Origin of the sequence: Streptomyces sp. NPDC052109, from assembly GCF_040680195.1 — a bacterium.
Classification (GTDB): Bacteria; Actinomycetota; Actinomycetes; order Streptomycetales; family Streptomycetaceae; genus Streptomyces.
Genome location: NZ_JBFAWF010000022.1, coordinates 45,828 through 60,676 on the forward strand (window position 1 = coordinate 45,828; position 14,849 = coordinate 60,676).

A 14,849-nucleotide genomic window follows, 5' to 3' on the forward strand; every position below is an offset into this window, starting at 1 on the left:
GATGACGATGTGATGTGGCAAACCTCTCAAGGACGGTCCGAATTCCAGGGATTCCGCAATCCTGTGAGGCTGTTCCGTTCAATTCCTTTGATCATGCCGGGCGTTGTTTATATGGCGCTTATGAATGCGTTAACCCGGTCCTGGTGCGGAATTCTCCGGGGCGTCACCGGCCCGTCGATGTCGATCATGGGGGACCGGAGCCGTTCAGCCAGAAGGCGCCGTAGATCGCCGAGGCGACCGCCAACACGGCCGTGACCAGCACGGATCGAGGGGTGCGCAGCCGGGCGAGGGCGCAGGCGAGCGGCAGCAGCACCGGGAAGGCGGGCAGCAGCAGCCGCGGCTTGGAGCCGAAGTAGCTTGACGCGCACAGGGCAAGCGCCAGGACGACACCCGTGTACACCAGCAGTTCGACGGGCTGGCGCCGGCGGACCCCGGTCACGTACAGCCACAGCAGCAGGGCGACCCCGACGATGAGGCCGACGCCGGCGAGCGCGGACGGAAATGACGTGAACTTGTCGGCCACGAAGCGCGCGAATGCATAGCCGCCGTCGAACCCGTTGCGCCATCCGGCCTGCACGTCCAGGTACCCGAGCGGGCCCTTGCCGGTGCGGTGACCGACCCACAGCACATAACCGGCGGCCCCGAGGGGGGCGATGAGCATGCCCAGGCCCCGGCGCCAGGCGGGGGCTGGTGGGGCAGACGGTGCGGAAGGGGACGGTGCGCCCGGAGTGAGCGCCGGGGCTTGCGTGCCGTCAGATACGCCAGGCGCGTGCGCCGGGGCGTGCGGGTCGGCTTCCGCGCCGGGGGTGCGCATCGCCCTCCGGTCCTGCACGAACGAGGTCACACCCGCCACCCACACCGCCGCGACCACCGCCGCCCCCACCGGCCGGGTCAGCCCCGCCAGTGCCGCCAGCGCGCCGGCGGTGAGCCACCGGTCCGTCAGCAGCGCGTACAGCGACCAGGCCGCCAGCGCCGTGAACAGCGACTCGCTGTACGCCATCGACTGCACGATCCCGACCGGCAGCACCGCCCACAGCAGGACCGCGCAGACCCCCACCCGGGGGCCGTACACCCGGTCGGCGACGGCGAAGATCCCGCAGGCCGCGACGAGCGAGGAGAGCAGGCTGACGACGAAACCGGCGTCCGCGTACGACAGCGGCAGGACCGCGTGCAGCAGCCGCTCCAGCCAGGGCAGCAGCGGAAAGAACGCCAGGTCGGAGTGGACGTCCCCGTCCGGCAGCCGCACCTCGTAGCCGTACCCCAGTTCGGCGACCCGCGTGTACCACAGCGAGTCCCAGCGCGCGGTCAGCACGGTGTACGCGCTCTTGCCGCGCGCGGCGCTCCACACCGCCAGCACGACCAGCCCCAGGGCGCGGACCGCCGCATAGCCCAGGAGGGCCGGCGCCGCCCGGCGCGGGAGGGGGGCGCGGGAGGGCGCCACGCGCGTTTCAAGATCGGTCACGGACTCGATTATCGACCGGCGGCGGAACCGGACCCGACCCCGGGACGTGGTCGAGAGAGAACGGCGTGGCGTACGCCACACGGGTTCCGTCATGCGTGTGAGAGGTCCGCCACGTGCCCCGGTGGCGAACTCGCGTACGCTGACGAGTCACCCGCGTGGGTTCGCGCGGGCCGGAGACCCCGCTCCTCTCCGGCCGTACGACAGGGAGTCCCCACCCCGTCGGTCCGCCCCGCGCGAGGCACATCTGGGAGGTAGGTACATGTCCGGGACGACCACGGCTGCCGCACGGCCGTGCCCTCGGGCGGCCGGAGCCGGTGCGAGCCGCTGGGTCGTCCTCGTCGTCCTCTGCGTCAGCCTGCTGCTGGTCGCCCTGGACGCGACCGTGCTGCACGTGGCGGTCCCCGCCGTCACCGAGGACCTCAGGCCCGGCGCCGTGGAACTGCTCTGGATCGTCGACGTCTATCCACTGGTCTGCGCCTCGCTTCTGATCCTCTTCGGCACGCTCGGCGACCGGGTCGGCCGCAGACGTGTCCTGCTGCTCGGCTACGGACTGTTCGGCGTCGCCTCCGCCGTGGCCGCCTTCGCGCAGACGGCCGAGATGCTCATCCTGGCCCGCGCGCTGCTCGGTGTCGGCGGTGCGATGATCATGCCGGCGACCCTGTCGATCCTCCGTCAGGTCTTCCCCGACCGGCGCGAGCGCGCGCTGGCGATCGGCATCTGGAGCGCGGTGGCCGCCGTCGGCGCGGCCGTCGGCCCGCTGCTGGGCGGCTTCCTGCTGGAGCACTTCTGGTGGGGCGCGGTCTTCCTCGTCAACATCCCGCTGATGCTGGTCAGCCTGCCGGTCGGGCGGATCCTGCTGCCGGAGTCCCGCGGTGCCGGCGACGGCCCCTGGGACGTCGTAGGCGCCCTGATGGCGGCCGGCGGCCTCTTCGGTGTCGTCCTCGGCGTGAAGCAACTGGGCGGCCACGAGGCACCGGCGAGGCCCTTCACCGTGCTGCCGCTGCTGGCCGGCGCGGTCCTCCTCTTCTTCTTCGTGCGGCGGCAACGGCGCCTTGCGCACCCGCTGGTGGACCTGCGGATGTTCCGCCGGCCCGCCTTCAGCACCTCGGTGGGCTGCATCGTGCTGGCGATGCTGGCGCTCGTCGGCCTGGAGCTGATCGCCGCCCAGTACCTGCAACTGGTGCTCGGGCTCTCCCCGCTGCAGACCGGCCTCAGGCTGCTGCCCCTGACCGTCGCGGCGATGGCGGCGGGTCTGGCGGGCGCGCGGATGCTGCGCCGCTTCGGGCCGCGCCGGATGGTCTCCTTCGGCTTCTGTCTCACCGCCGCCGCGGTCCTGACGCTCACCGCGATGGGCGGCACCGACAACGCGCCGTTGCTGCTGTCCGGTTTCGTGCTGCTCGGCTTCGGCCTGGAGACCACGCTCTTCGGGGCGTACGAGTCGATGCTCAGCGAATGCTCCGCGGACCAGGCCGGTGGCGCGGCGGCGATCGGTGAGACGTCGTACCAGCTCGGCGCGGGCATCGGCATCGCGCTGCTCGGCAGCGTGATGAACGCGGCCTACACCCCCCGTCTGCGCTCGGTGCCGGGCGTTCCGCACCACGCCTCCGACCGTGCGGGCCGCTCGCTCGGCGAGGCCTACGACATCGCCGGCGGACTCGGCGGATCCGCCGGGGCGGCGCTGCGCCGGGCCGCGCGGGACTCCTTCGTGCACGGCCTGCATGTCACGCTGGTGGTGAGCGCGGGGCTGTTGCTGCTGGGCGCGGTGATCGCGCTGCGACTGCCGCGGATCATGCAGTGCGCGGAGCCCGCGGCGGCGGTGGAGCTGCCCGCGCCGAGGGAAGTGGCGCAGACCCGCGTCTCGGCCTGACGCACTGGACGTGGGGGACACCGCACCGTAACGTCGGCCTCACAATGACTAGCGGTGCTAGTTTTCTTGTGTGCCGGAGGGTGTTCCATGTCCGCGTCCTCGAAGTTGCCCCCCTTTGATCCCGCCGACCCGCTCGGGATCGACGACCTGCTGGAACCGGAAGACCTGGCCGTACGGGACACCGTGCGGGCCTGGGCGGCGGACCGGGTGCTGCCGCACGTCGCCGAGTGGTACGAGAAGGGGGAGCTGCCCGGCATCCGTGAGCTCGCGAAGGAGCTCGGCGGGATCGGGGCGCTCGGGATGTCGCTCAGCGGGTACGGCTGTGCGGGGGCCAGTGCCGTGCAGTACGGCCTGGCCTGCCTGGAACTGGAGGCGGCGGACTCCGGCATCCGGTCCCTGGTCTCCGTGCAGGGCTCCCTCGCCATGTACGCGATCCACCGGTTCGGCAGCGAGGAGCAGAAGCTGCAGTGGCTGCCACGGATGGCGGCCGGCGAGGTCATAGGCTGCTTCGGGCTGACCGAGCCGGACCACGGCTCGGACCCCGCCTCCATGCGCACGCACGCCAAGCGTGACGGCGACCACTGGGTCCTCAACGGGCGCAAGATGTGGATCACCAACGGGTCGGTCGCCGGGGTGGCCGTCGTCTGGGCACAGACCGAGGAGGGCATCCGCGGCTTCGTCGTCCCCACCGACAGTCCCGGCTTCTCGGCGCCCGAGATCAAGCACAAGTGGTCCCTGCGCGCCTCCGTCACCAGCGAACTGGTGATGGACGACGTACGGTTGCCCGCGGACGCCGTACTTCCGGAGGTCACCGGGCTGCGCGGACCGCTCAGCTGTCTGTCCCACGCCCGGTACGGCATCGTCTGGGGCGCGATGGGCGCGGCGCGCAGCAGCTTCGAGGCGGCCCTCGACTACGCGCGGTCGAGGGAGCAGTTCGGGCGGCCCATCGGCGGCTTCCAGCTCACCCAGGCCAAGCTCGCCGACATGGCGGTCGAACTGCACAAGGGAATCCTGCTCGCCCACCATCTGGGGCGGCGGATGGACGCCGGCCGCCTGCGCCCCGAGCAGGTCAGCTTCGGCAAGCTCAACAACGTCCGCGAGGCCATCGAGATCTGCCGTACGGCGCGGACGATCCTCGGTGCCAACGGGATCTCCCTCGAATACCCCGTGATGCGGCACGCGACCAACCTCGAGTCGGTGCTCACCTACGAGGGCACCGTCGAGATGCACCAGCTCGTGCTGGGCAAGGCGCTCACCGGGCTCGACGCCTTCCGGTGAGCCCCACAAGGAGGCAGGGCCGGTGAGCGGCCCTGCCTCAGCTCTGGTTGAAGAAGCCGTCCTCGCGGCGGCCTGACGCCTCGCCGCTGATGATCTCCGTGTCGGCGGGCGTCAGCAGGAACACCCGGTTGGACACGCGGTCGATCGAGCCGCGCAGACCGAAGATGAGCCCCGCCGCGAAGTCCACCACGCGCTTGGCGTCGGCGGGCTCCATCGCGGTGAGGTTCATGATGACCGGGACACCGTCCCGGAACAGTTCGCCGATGGCGCGGGCGTCCCGGAAGCTGTCCGGGGTGACCGTGCCGATCCGGCGGCCCTTCTCCTCGGCCGTGTCCGTGGCCACCTTCACCCGGGGGTCCGTGACCCAGGCGCCCTCGGACTCGGTGCCCTCGGAGTACTCGTCGTCGTAGTAACGCTCGTCATCGTTGTCGTCGACGAGGCCGAGCCACGCACTCGCCTTGCGTACCGATCCCATGGACGCCTCCTCTCACAGCGGTCTTTCTTGCTTTCCGCGTCTCTATGGTCATCCATGATGCGGACGGCGCGCCAAGTGGATAGACGCCGCGCGGGGGGTTTGTGACGGTACTGGTGCACAGCCGATCCGTCGAGAGTCCTTGTGCCCCAAGGGTCCTGACTCATACGGCTGCTGACTGAGAGTGAAATATGATTGTCAGCTGCGGATGGGTGAAGATCACTGCGTACGGGTGAACGTCAACGTCGTACCACATCACGGGGGATCGTCGTGTTCGGAATCGTCAGACCGTGCTCTCATCGGCTCGGGGAGAGTCTCAAGACCGAGTGGATGGCGCATTTGTGCGGGCTCTGCCTCACCCTGCGCCGCGACCACGGCCAGCTCGCGCGGATCGTGACGAACTATGACGGCCTTCTCCTCTCGGTTCTGACGGAGGCTCAGGCCGGACGGACCCCCGACGGCCGCCGTACGGCCGGGCCGTGCGCGCTGCGCGGGATGCGCACCGCGTCCGTCGCCCGGGGTGAGGGCGCGCGGCTCGCCGCCGCCGTCTCGCTGGTGCTCGCCGCGGCGAAGGTGCGCGACCATGTCGCCGACCGCGACGGGCTGCTGGCCCGCAGGTCCATGGCCGCCGCCGCGCGCCGGGTCGCCGCCGGCTGGGGCAGGGCCGGCGCCCACAGCGGCGCCACGGTCGGCTTCGACACCGGCGTCCTCGTCGAGGCCGTCGACCGGCAGCTCGGCCTGGAGACCCTCGCCGGGCCCGGCACCCCGATCCTGACGGTGACCGAGCCGACCGAGACCGCGACCGCCGCCGCCTTCGCCCACACCGCGGTACTGGCCGGACGGCCGGGCAACGCGACTCCGCTCGCGGAGGCCGGACGGCTCTTCGGCCGGCTCGCGCATCTGCTGGACGCCGTGGAGGACCAGCAGGCCGACGCCCTGTCGGGTGCCTGGAACCCCCTCGCCGCCACGGGGACGTCACGGACCGAGGCCCGTAGGCTCGCCGACGACGCCCTGCGGGGCATCCGGCTCGCCCTGCGGGAGGCCGAGTTCGCCGACGGCAGGCTGGTCCACCTGCTCCTCGTGCACGAGCTGGGGCGCTCCGTGGATCGCGCGTTCGGCACGCGCGCGTGCGGACACGAGCCCGAGGGGTCGTTCGGACCGCCGCCGGGTCACCAGGCACCCGAGGCGCCGGGCCACCCGCACGGCAATCCCTTCGGCGGGCAGCCGCCGCTGCCGGACAAGGGGGGCTTCTGGGCCGGCTGCGCCGCCGCCCTCGGCCTGTGCTGCACCTGCAAGGTGTGCTGCGCCGACGAGTTCGAGGGGCCCTGGTCGCGGAAGAGGCGCGAGGGCTGCTGCGCCAACTGCGACTGTGACTGCGACCCGTCGTGCTGCGAGGTCTGCGAGTGCTGTGAATGCTGCTCGTGCTGCGACTGCGGGCTGTGACCGTCCCGCTCAGTTCCTCAGCTCGGGCGGGGAGATCCGCGAGGTGTGGACCGCCGAACCCGTGGTCCCCCACTTCCTCAGGATCCTGTCGTAGGTGCCGTCGGCCAGCAGCCTGTTCACCGCCGCCTGGAAAGCGGGGGCCAGCCTGGTGCCCTTCTTGAAGGCGAAGCCCACGTCCAGGCGGTGGTACTCGTTGAGGAACCTCAGGCCCGGCTGGTGCGCCACGGCATAGCGCAGGCCGTTGATCGTCGACATCACCACATCGCTGCGGCCCTGCTGCACCGAGGACCAGATCGCGCTCTGCTCGGAGTACGTCTGCACCTGGTACGGCTTCTTGCCGGCGTCGGTGCAGACGTGCTTGTTCTCCTCCAGCGTGGCCTCGAAGGTCGTGCCGGCGCCGGTCGCCACGTTCAGCCCGCAGAGCTGACCGAGGTCCGTGATCTTCGTCAGCTTGCTGTCCTTGCGGGCGGCGAAGCCCTGGCCGTCGTTGATGTAGGTGACGAAGTCGATGGTCCTGCGGCGCTCGTCCGTGACGCCGAAGTTGCTCGCACCGAAGTCGTACTTGCCGCTGTCCAGCGCGGGCAGGATCGCCTCGAAGCTCGCCTGCTCCACCGTGAGCCCGACGCCCAGCACCTTGGCGACCGCCTTGGTGAAGTCGACGTCCTGGCCGGTCGGCGTCTTGCCGTCGGACAGGTAGGTGGTGCCCGGCGGGGTGCCGCCGACACTGATCGCGACGGTGAGGTGAGTCGTGCCGGCGGGGAGCAACCGGGCCGCGGCGTCGTCCTTCCTCTCGGTGGATACGACGTCGGTGGTGGGCACTTCGTCGGACTTGGCCGCCACCGCGGACGCGGCCGACCCGCCCGAGCCGCAGGCGGTGAGGAGCAGAGCGGCGGACGTAATGCTGACAAAAGCCGCGAAATTTCGCGTACGCATCGGTAGCGGTCTCCTGGGAGCAGAAAGGGTGCAGAGCGCGAGGGGAGGGATGCGCGTGTGAAGGCGAGGAAGAAGGTGGAGAAAGAGGAAGAACGCGAGCACGCCCGCCCGGAGGGCAGGCGCTGCAGGGGGGTCAGCTCAACAGGAAGAGGACCACACGCGACCGAAGTCGATGTGGGAGCGGGTGACCAGCCACTGCTGTGGATGCATGGGCCAAGTGGAACAGGCATCCGGTTCCGCGTCAACTGACGTGAGACGTACGGCTCGGAGTTCGGACAGCCTTGACAACGCACCGAAACGCCCGCGTACTCTCGATGGACGGCCCTGCTGAGGGGCTCGGCCGTGTGAAGGCACCACCCTGACTTGTCACGTCACGGAGCCTTCGCATGTCATCCGACACCCTCGCCAAAGTCCCCACCGCGCCGGAGATACCCGAGCCCGCTGACGTCCCGCGGATCGTCCCGCAGCGCCGGTACGGGCAGTGGGCGGCAGCCGTCGTCGTCCTCGTGCTGCTCGGACTCGCCGTCACCTCCGTGGTGCGCAACCCGGCGTTCCAGTGGGACGTGGTCGCCGACTACTTCACCTCCGACTCCATCCTGCGCGGACTGTGGCTCACGCTGTGGCTGACCGTCGTGGTGATGGTCCTCGGCTTCGCCCTCGGCACCCTGCTCGCCGCGTTCCGGCTCTCCGCCAACCCGGTGCTGAGGGCGGTCGGCTGGGGCTACGTCTGGCTGTTCCGGTCGATCCCGATCCTGGTGCAGCTGCTGCTGTGGTTCAACATCGGGGCGCTGTACCCGCAGGTCCTCGGCGTGAAGACCGTCAACCTGCTCCCCCCGGTCGCCGTCGCGATCGTCGGACTCACCCTGCACGAGGCGGCCTTCGCCGCCGAGGTCGTCCGGGCCGGCATCCTCTCCGTGGACCGGGGGCAGATCGAGGCCGCCCAGGCGCTGGGACTCAGCCGCTCGCGGCGCTGGTGGCGGATCGTGCTGCCGCAGGCCATGCGCGCCATCGTGCCGCCCGCCGGCAACATGCTCGTCGGCACCCTCAAGGGCACCTCGATCGTCAGCGTCATCGCCGTCAACGACCTGCTGTTCTCCGCCCAGTTGATCTACCACCGCACCTACCAGGTGATCCCGCTGCTCATGGTCGCGACCCTCTGGTACGCGGTCGTCACCTCGGTGCTCGGCTTCGGCCAGCACTACATCGAGAAGTACTACGCCCGCGGCACGGAGCACGCCCGATGAGGCCGCAGCTGGTGATCGTGGGAGCCGGGCCGCGGGGGACCGGAATCCTGGAGCGCCTCGCCGCCAACGCCCCGGAACTGTACGCCGGTTCGGGCCTCGACATCCATCTGGTCGACCCGCATCCGCCGGGTGGCGGCCGCATCTGGCGCCAGGAGCAGTCACCGCTGCTGTGGATGAACTCGCACGCCGAGGACGTCACCATGTTCACCGACGAGACGGTGACCATGGCCGGCCCGGTGCGCGAGGGCCCCACCCTGCACGAGTGGGCCGCGGTGGACGGCGGCACCTTCGCCGACCGGCAGCTCCAAGGCCGCTATCTGCGCTGGGTGTACGAGCGGGCCCGAGCCGACCTGCCGCCCGGCGTCACCGTCCACCACCACCCCCGGCGCGCCCTGCGGATCAGCGGCCCGTGCGAGGGCCGTCAGCAGGTGTGGCTGGAGGGACTGTCCCGCCCTCTCCTCGCCGACCTCGTGATCCTCGCGATCGGCCACCTGGACGCCGAACCCGACCGAGAACAGACCGCGTTGGCCGCCTACGCCCGCGAGCACGGCCTGGTGCACCTGCCGCCCGACTTCACCGCCGACAGCGACCTGTCCCCGCTGAAGGCAGGTGAACCCGTCCTCGTGCGCGGCTTCGGCCTGGCCTTCGTCGACCTGATGGTCCTGCTCACCGAGGGCCGCGGCGGCCGGTACGAGGGCGGCACCTACGTTCCCTCGGGGCGGGAGCCGGTGCTCCACGTCGGCTCGCGGCGCGGAGTGCCGTACCACTCGAAGATCGGCTACGGCTGGACCGGCGACCGGCCCCCGTTGCCCCGCTTCCTCGGGCCGGCCCAGGTGGAGGACCTGCTGGCCAGACCCGGAGGCTTCGACTTCCGGCGCCATGTGTGGCCGCTGGTGGAGAAGGAGCTGGGCTTCGCCCACTACCACCGGCTGTTCACCGCCCACGCCGAGCGTACGGCGATGAGCTGGACCGACTTCGAGGAGAAGTACGCGGCCGCCGACGGCCCCGCCGAGACCAGGGCGCTCGTCGCCGCCGCCGTGCCCGCTCCGGCCGACCGGCTCGACCTCGCCGCGCTCGACCACCCGCTCGACGGGGTGCGTCATGCCTCCCACGAGGACTTCCAGGAGGGCATGCGGGCGTACATCGCCGGCGACCTGATCCGCCGGCACGACTCCTCGCACAGTGCCGATCTGGGGGTCTTCCTGGGGCTGCTCTCCGTCTACGGGCAGCTCGTGCGGCTCGGGAACATCGGCCCCTGGTGGCACGGGTTCTTCAGCTACCTGGCGTCCGGGCCGCCGGGACCCCGGCTGCGGCAGATGCTCGCGCTGTCCCGGGCCGGACTGCTCACGTTCGTGGGCGCCGACATGAGCCTCACCGCCGAGGACGGGGTGTTCCGGGCCACCAGCCCCACCGTGCCGGGCTTCCGCATCGAGGCCCGGGCGCTGGTCGAGGCCCGGCTGCCCGAGCCCACCGTGGGGCGGGCCCGCGACAGCCTGCTGCGCGAACTGCACGCCGACGGTGCCGCCGAGACCCCCGACGGACTGCTCCGGGTCGACCCCGGCGACGGCCGGATCCTCGACGGCGCCGGCCGCCCGCATCCCCGGCGCTTCGCGCTCGGCCCGTACACCGACGCCCGTACCCCCGGCGCCTTCACCCGGCCGCGCACCGGCGGGGCCGCGTTCCGGCAGAACGACGCCACCGCGCGGGCGGTGCTGGCCTTTCTGGGCACGTCACTCGTAAAGGAACCCACGCGATGAGCTTCATGGTCGACATCAGGTCGGTGCACAAGCACTTCGGCCCGCTCCACGTCCTCCGGGGCATCGATCTCCAGGTGCGCGCCGGCGAGGTCACCGTCGTGCTCGGCCCCTCCGGCTCCGGCAAGTCCACGCTGCTGCGCACCATCAACCATCTGGAGAAGGTCGACGGGGGCGAGATCAGCGTCGACGGCTCGCTGATGGGGTACCGGCGCGTGGGGGACAAGCTGTACGAGCTGCCCGAGCGTGAGGTGCTCCGGCAGCGCACCCGGATCGGGTTCGTCTTCCAGAACTTCAACCTCTTTCCGCACCTCACCGTCCTGGAGAACGTGGTCGAGGCACCGGTGTCCGCCCTGAAACGGCCACGGAAGCAGGCGGTGGAGGCGGCGCGGCTGCTGCTGGAGCGGGTGGGGCTGGGCGACAAGGCCGACGCCTCTCCACGGCAGCTGTCGGGGGGTCAGCAGCAGCGGGTGGCCATCGCGCGGGCGCTCGCGCCGGAACCGAAGCTGCTGCTGTTCGACGAGCCGACCTCGGCGCTCGATCCCGAGCTGGTCGGTGAAGTCCTCGACGTCATACGGGACTTGGCCGCGCAGGGCACGACGATGATCGTCGTCACGCACGAGATCGCCTTCGCCCGTGAGGTCGCCGACACGGTGGTGTTCATGGCCGACGGCGGGATCGTGGAACAGGGACCGCCCGACGCGGTGCTGGTCGCTCCGCGCGAGGAGCGGACGCGGGCGTTTCTGGCGAAGGTGCTGTGAGGACGGGCATGGAGGGAGGACCGGGAAAGTTGATCGCGGAGGAAAGGAAGGACGACATGACGACGGGCGCGGCCGACGCGTGGAAGCAGTGGCGCGAGAAGCGTGCCGAGAAGGTCTCCGCGCCCTACGGGCCGCTCGCGCTGACCGCCACGCACTGGGTCGAGGACCATCCGGACGGGCGACTTCCGGCCATTCCCGGGACCTGGGTGGCGGATGCCGACGGGGTCGTGCTGACCGCCACCGGTGCCGAGGGTCTGACCGTGGACGGGCGGCCCTTCGCCGGTGAGGTCCGGCTCGCCGCCGACCCCGGGCCGGAGGCGGAGGCCCGGGTCGCGCTGGGGGAGAAGCGGCTGCTCGTGCTGGTGCGCGAAGGTGTGTGGGGGGTGCGGGTCTACGACCCCGCGTCCGAGGCCCGGCGCGGCTTCCACGGCATCGAGGCCACCCCGTACGACCCGCGCTGGTCGGTGCCGGCTCGTTTCACGCCGTACGACGACACCCGCACCGTGCGGGTCGGCAACGCGGACGGGCGCGAACGGGGGCTCGCCCTCGCCGGTGAGCTCGCCTTCACCCTGGCGGGACGGCAGCGGACGCTGCGGGTCGCGCAGCAGGGCGACGGGCTGCTGTGGGCCGTGTTCGCCGACGCCACCAGCGGCGACACCAGCTTCCGGTTCCGCTTCCTCTATCCGCCGGCCCCGGACGGCGAGGGGCGTACGACCGTCGACTTCAATCGCGCCCAGCTCCCGCCGTGCGCCTTCGCCGACCACTTCATCTGCCCCCTCCCGCCGCCCGGCAACACGCTGGACGTGGCGATCGAGGCGGGGGAACGTGCACTGGGCCGTCCTCGGCGTGCGTTTGGCTGATTGTCGGAAGTGGGCTGGGTCGGCGTCAGCGTGTGCTGAGCCGATGTCAAGGCCTGCGACGTAAGAGTGGTTCAAAGTCCGACGGCCGAAAGGCACCCTTGTGGCGACCGGTCGTTCGGCCGAATACTCCCCCTCAGCGCTTGTCAGGGGGCATGCGTGTTCGGAATCCGGCGGCCCCCTGGCTGCGACTCACGGGCCCCGACCCCACGCGGGCCCCCGACTTCCCCTGGGAGGGAACGAAAAGTGAGGATCAAGCGCACCACTCCCCGCAACGGCACTGCGAGACGGACCCGGCTGATCGCCGTGGCGACAGGCTTCCTGGCCGCGGCCGCGTTCGCCGCCCCCACCGCGAACGCCGGCGACGACGGCACGTTCAGCGCCACCCAGCTCGTCAAGGCCAGTGACTCCATTCTGAAGGCCGACGTGCCCGGCACCGCCTGGGCCGTGGACAGCAAGACCAACCGTGTTGTCCTCACCGTCGACAGCAGGGTCTCCCAGGCCCAGATCACCAAGATCAAGAAGCAGGCCGGAGCCGAGGCGGGCGCCCTCACCGTCAAGCACACCCGCGGCAGGTTCAACAAGCTGATCAGCGGTGGCGACGCCATCTACGGTGGCCAGTACCGCTGTTCACTCGGCTTCAACGTGCACAGCGGCAGCACGTACTACTTCCTCACCGCCGGTCACTGCGGCCAGGTGGCCTCCACCTGGTACAGCAACTCCAGCCACAGCACGGTGCTCGGCACCAACGTGGGCTACAGCTTCCCTGGCAACGACTTCGCGCTGGTGCGCTACACCAACTCCTCGATCTCGCACCCGAGCGCCGTGGGCAGCCAGTCCATCACGAGCGCGGCCACGCCGTCCGTGGGCACGACCGTGTACCGGCGTGGTTCCACCACCGGTACGCACAGCGGGCGGGTCACCGCGCTGAACGCCACCGTCAACTACGGCGGCGGTGACGTCGTCTACGGGCTGATCCAGACCACGGTGTGCGCCGAGGGCGGTGACAGCGGTGGTCCGTTGTACGCCGGGACCGTGGCCTACGGGCTGACCTCCGGAGGCAGCGGTGACTGCACCTCCGGTGGTACGACGTTCTTCCAGCCGGTGACCGAGGCGTTGAGCTACTACGGGGTCACGCTGCCCTGACGCTCCGCTCCTGTGAGCCCCCGCACGCCGCTCGGTGTGCGGGGGCTTCTTGGTGGGTTGGGGGTGGGTGTCGCAGGTGGATGCGCCTGGTTTCGGCCAGCCGGTGTCGTCACCGTCCGGTGTGGGTCACGTGCGGGACGTGTTTGCTGTGCGAATTCGCCTGGAGTGACTGTGCACGGTCAAAAAGGGAGGGGGGCGCAAGCCCTCTCCCCGCGCGTCCTGAAGTCAACCTTGTGTGCTCCCTGTGCCGTTCGGAAGAGTGGGCGCTCGTCAACCAGCCTTCCGGTCCGTCGGGTCCCCACAACCCGCGGACCATCCCCCCACAGGAGGACGTGAGTTGAAGCACCGACGCATATCCGGCCGGCGGGCCGCCGTGGCCGGGGCGGGAATCGCCGCACTGGTCGCCGCGGGTGTCACATTGCAGAATGCGAACGCCAGTGAGCCTGTGAAGTCGGCTCCGGAACCGAAGGTCCTCTCCGCTCCGGCGGCCGGAAACCTCGCCTCGACGCTGCTGAAGAGCCTCGGGTCCGACGCGGCCGGCGGCTACTACGACGCCCGGACCAGGAGTCTCGTCGTCAACGTCCTCGACGGGGGTGCGGCGCACACCGTCGAGGCGGCCGGGGCCAGGGCGAGACTCGTCACCAACTCGCCGGCCGCGCTCGACGGCGCGCGGACGACACTGAAGAAGGACGCGACCATCCCGGGGACGTCGTGGGCGACCGACCCGGTGAGCAACAAGGTCGTCGTCACCGCCGACAAGACGGTCTCCGGCGCGCAGTGGGCCAAGCTGAGCAAGGTGGTCGACGGGCTGGGCGGGAAGGCCGAACTGAAGCGCTCGAAGGGGGAGTTCAAGCCCTTCGTCGCCGGCGGTGACGCGATCAGCGGGTCCGGCGGGCGGTGCTCGCTCGGCTTCAACGTGGTCAAGGACGGGCAGCCGTACTTCCTGACGGCCGGGCACTGCACCGCGGCCATCTCCACCTGGTCGGACTCCAGCGGCAAGGAGATCGGGCAGAACGCGGAGTCCCACTTCCCGGGGACCGACTTCGGGCTCGTGAAGTACACCGCGGAGGTGGACCACCCGAGCGAGGTCGACCTGTACAACGGGTCCTCTCAGAAGATCACCGGTGCCGCCGAGGCGACGGTGGGGATGAAGGTGACGCGCAGTGGGTCGACGACCCATGTGCACGACGGTACGGTCACCGGGCTGAACGCCACGGTGAACTACCAGGAGGGCACCGTCAGTGGCCTCATCCAGACCGATGTGTGCGCCGAGCCCGGAGACAGTGGCGGCTCGCTGTTCTCGGGGAGCAACGCCATCGGGCTGACGTCCGGGGGCAGCGGTGACTGCACCTCCGGTGGGGAGACGTTCTTCCAGCCCGTCAGCGCGGCGCTGTCCGCTACGGGGGCGCAGATCGGCTGACGCCCTCGGGCGTGCGTGCCTTCCGTGGAGTCCCGCCCTGGGTGCCCGGGGGCGGGGCTTCGTTTTCGCGTCGCGGCTCGTTTCGCCGGGCGGGCTGCCATCGTCCTGGTGTCATGTCCCCAACGGTCCTGGTGAGCGGTGTTTGCGCAGGTCGGAGGCGGCCGAAAGGATGTCGTACACATGTTCGGGAATGGGGGTATGGTGGGGGTGGA

At 70.7% G+C, this 14,849-nt stretch carries 12 protein-coding genes; 9 read left to right on the plus strand and 3 right to left on the minus strand.

What is annotated here, in order from left to right; translation table 11 throughout:
- Positions 1 to 184: 184 nt before the first annotated feature.
- A complete protein-coding gene (locus AB0L59_RS33025) occupies positions 185 to 1,462 on the minus strand; it encodes a glycosyltransferase family 39 protein (protein WP_365590321.1) in 1,278 nt (425 codons plus the stop codon).
- A 259-nt stretch (positions 1,463 to 1,721) separates the two neighbouring features.
- Between AB0L59_RS33025 and AB0L59_RS33030 the strand changes: the two genes are divergently transcribed.
- The gene (locus AB0L59_RS33030; RefSeq protein ID WP_365590322.1) at positions 1,722 to 3,329 is read left to right on the plus strand and encodes an MFS transporter; all 1,608 of its coding nucleotides are present in this window, start codon (positions 1,722 to 1,724) and stop codon (positions 3,327 to 3,329) included.
- A gap of 87 nt (positions 3,330 to 3,416) precedes the next feature.
- Positions 3,417 to 4,607, plus strand: coding sequence for an acyl-CoA dehydrogenase family protein (locus AB0L59_RS33035; RefSeq protein ID WP_365590323.1), 1,191 nt, complete (start codon positions 3,417 to 3,419; stop codon positions 4,605 to 4,607).
- Between the two features lie 37 nt (positions 4,608 to 4,644).
- Here AB0L59_RS33035 and AB0L59_RS33040 read toward each other — a convergent pair whose 3' ends face one another.
- Positions 4,645 to 5,082 (minus strand): cell division protein SepF, encoded by a 438-nt coding sequence (locus tag AB0L59_RS33040; RefSeq protein ID WP_365590324.1) that lies wholly within the window; start codon positions 5,080 to 5,082, stop codon positions 4,645 to 4,647.
- A 267-nt stretch (positions 5,083 to 5,349) separates the two neighbouring features.
- Here AB0L59_RS33040 and AB0L59_RS33045 point away from each other — a divergent pair, with 267 nt between their 5' ends.
- Positions 5,350 to 6,522 carry a DUF5685 family protein gene (locus tag AB0L59_RS33045; RefSeq protein ID WP_365590325.1) on the plus strand — a complete coding sequence of 391 codons (1,173 nt, stop codon included), beginning with the start codon at positions 5,350 to 5,352 and terminating at the stop codon, positions 6,520 to 6,522.
- Positions 6,523 to 6,531: 9 nt separating this feature from the next.
- Here AB0L59_RS33045 and AB0L59_RS33050 read toward each other — a convergent pair whose 3' ends face one another.
- On the minus strand, positions 6,532 to 7,455 hold the full coding sequence (locus tag AB0L59_RS33050) for an ABC transporter substrate-binding protein (protein ID WP_365590326.1): 924 nt from the start codon (positions 7,453 to 7,455) through the stop codon (positions 6,532 to 6,534).
- A 386-nt stretch (positions 7,456 to 7,841) separates the two neighbouring features.
- Here AB0L59_RS33050 and AB0L59_RS33055 point away from each other — a divergent pair, with 386 nt between their 5' ends.
- From AB0L59_RS33055 to AB0L59_RS33080, 6 genes are all read left to right on the plus strand, one after another.
- Complete coding sequence (locus AB0L59_RS33055) at positions 7,842 to 8,699, plus strand: amino acid ABC transporter permease (RefSeq protein WP_365590327.1); 858 nt, start codon at positions 7,842 to 7,844, stop codon at positions 8,697 to 8,699.
- Positions 8,696 to 10,456, plus strand: a complete 1,761-nt coding sequence (locus AB0L59_RS33060; RefSeq protein ID WP_365590328.1) for an FAD/NAD(P)-binding protein — start codon at positions 8,696 to 8,698, stop codon at positions 10,454 to 10,456. Before AB0L59_RS33055 ends, AB0L59_RS33060 begins: the two co-directional genes overlap by 4 nt.
- Positions 10,453 to 11,214: an amino acid ABC transporter ATP-binding protein gene (locus AB0L59_RS33065; RefSeq protein ID WP_365590329.1), complete on the plus strand. Its 762-nt coding sequence runs from the start codon at positions 10,453 to 10,455 to the stop codon at positions 11,212 to 11,214. The genes AB0L59_RS33060 and AB0L59_RS33065 overlap by 4 nt, the downstream gene beginning before the upstream one ends.
- Before the next feature lie 56 nt (positions 11,215 to 11,270).
- Positions 11,271 to 12,074: a DUF1684 domain-containing protein gene (locus AB0L59_RS33070; protein ID WP_365590330.1), complete on the plus strand. Its 804-nt coding sequence runs from the start codon at positions 11,271 to 11,273 to the stop codon at positions 12,072 to 12,074.
- A 243-nt stretch (positions 12,075 to 12,317) separates the two neighbouring features.
- Entirely contained in the window at positions 12,318 to 13,217 is a 900-nt protein-coding gene (locus AB0L59_RS33075; protein ID WP_365590331.1) for a S1 family peptidase, read from the plus strand.
- A 337-nt stretch (positions 13,218 to 13,554) separates the two neighbouring features.
- The gene (locus AB0L59_RS33080; RefSeq protein WP_365590332.1) at positions 13,555 to 14,637 is read left to right on the plus strand and encodes a S1 family peptidase; all 1,083 of its coding nucleotides are present in this window, start codon (positions 13,555 to 13,557) and stop codon (positions 14,635 to 14,637) included.
- The last annotated feature ends 212 nt before the right edge of the window (positions 14,638 to 14,849 follow it).

Bases quoted from the DNA above. Each gene is read 5' to 3' on its own strand.
- AB0L59_RS33060 (WP_365590328.1), top strand. From the start codon at position 8,696: ATGAGGCCGCAGCTGGTGATCGTGGGAGCCGGGCCGCGGGGGACCGGA.
- AB0L59_RS33035 (WP_365590323.1), top strand. From the start codon at position 3,417: ATGTCCGCGTCCTCGAAGTTGCCCCCCTTTGATCCCGCCGACCCGCTC.
- AB0L59_RS33050 (WP_365590326.1), bottom strand. From the start codon at position 7,455: ATGCGTACGCGAAATTTCGCGGCTTTTGTCAGCATTACGTCCGCCGCT.
- AB0L59_RS33070 (WP_365590330.1), top strand. From the start codon at position 11,271: ATGACGACGGGCGCGGCCGACGCGTGGAAGCAGTGGCGCGAGAAGCGT.
- AB0L59_RS33040 (WP_365590324.1), bottom strand. From the start codon at position 5,082: ATGGGATCGGTACGCAAGGCGAGTGCGTGGCTCGGCCTCGTCGACGAC.
- AB0L59_RS33055 (WP_365590327.1), top strand. From the start codon at position 7,842: ATGTCATCCGACACCCTCGCCAAAGTCCCCACCGCGCCGGAGATACCC.
- AB0L59_RS33030 (WP_365590322.1), top strand. From the start codon at position 1,722: ATGTCCGGGACGACCACGGCTGCCGCACGGCCGTGCCCTCGGGCGGCC.
- AB0L59_RS33065 (WP_365590329.1), top strand. From the start codon at position 10,453: ATGAGCTTCATGGTCGACATCAGGTCGGTGCACAAGCACTTCGGCCCG.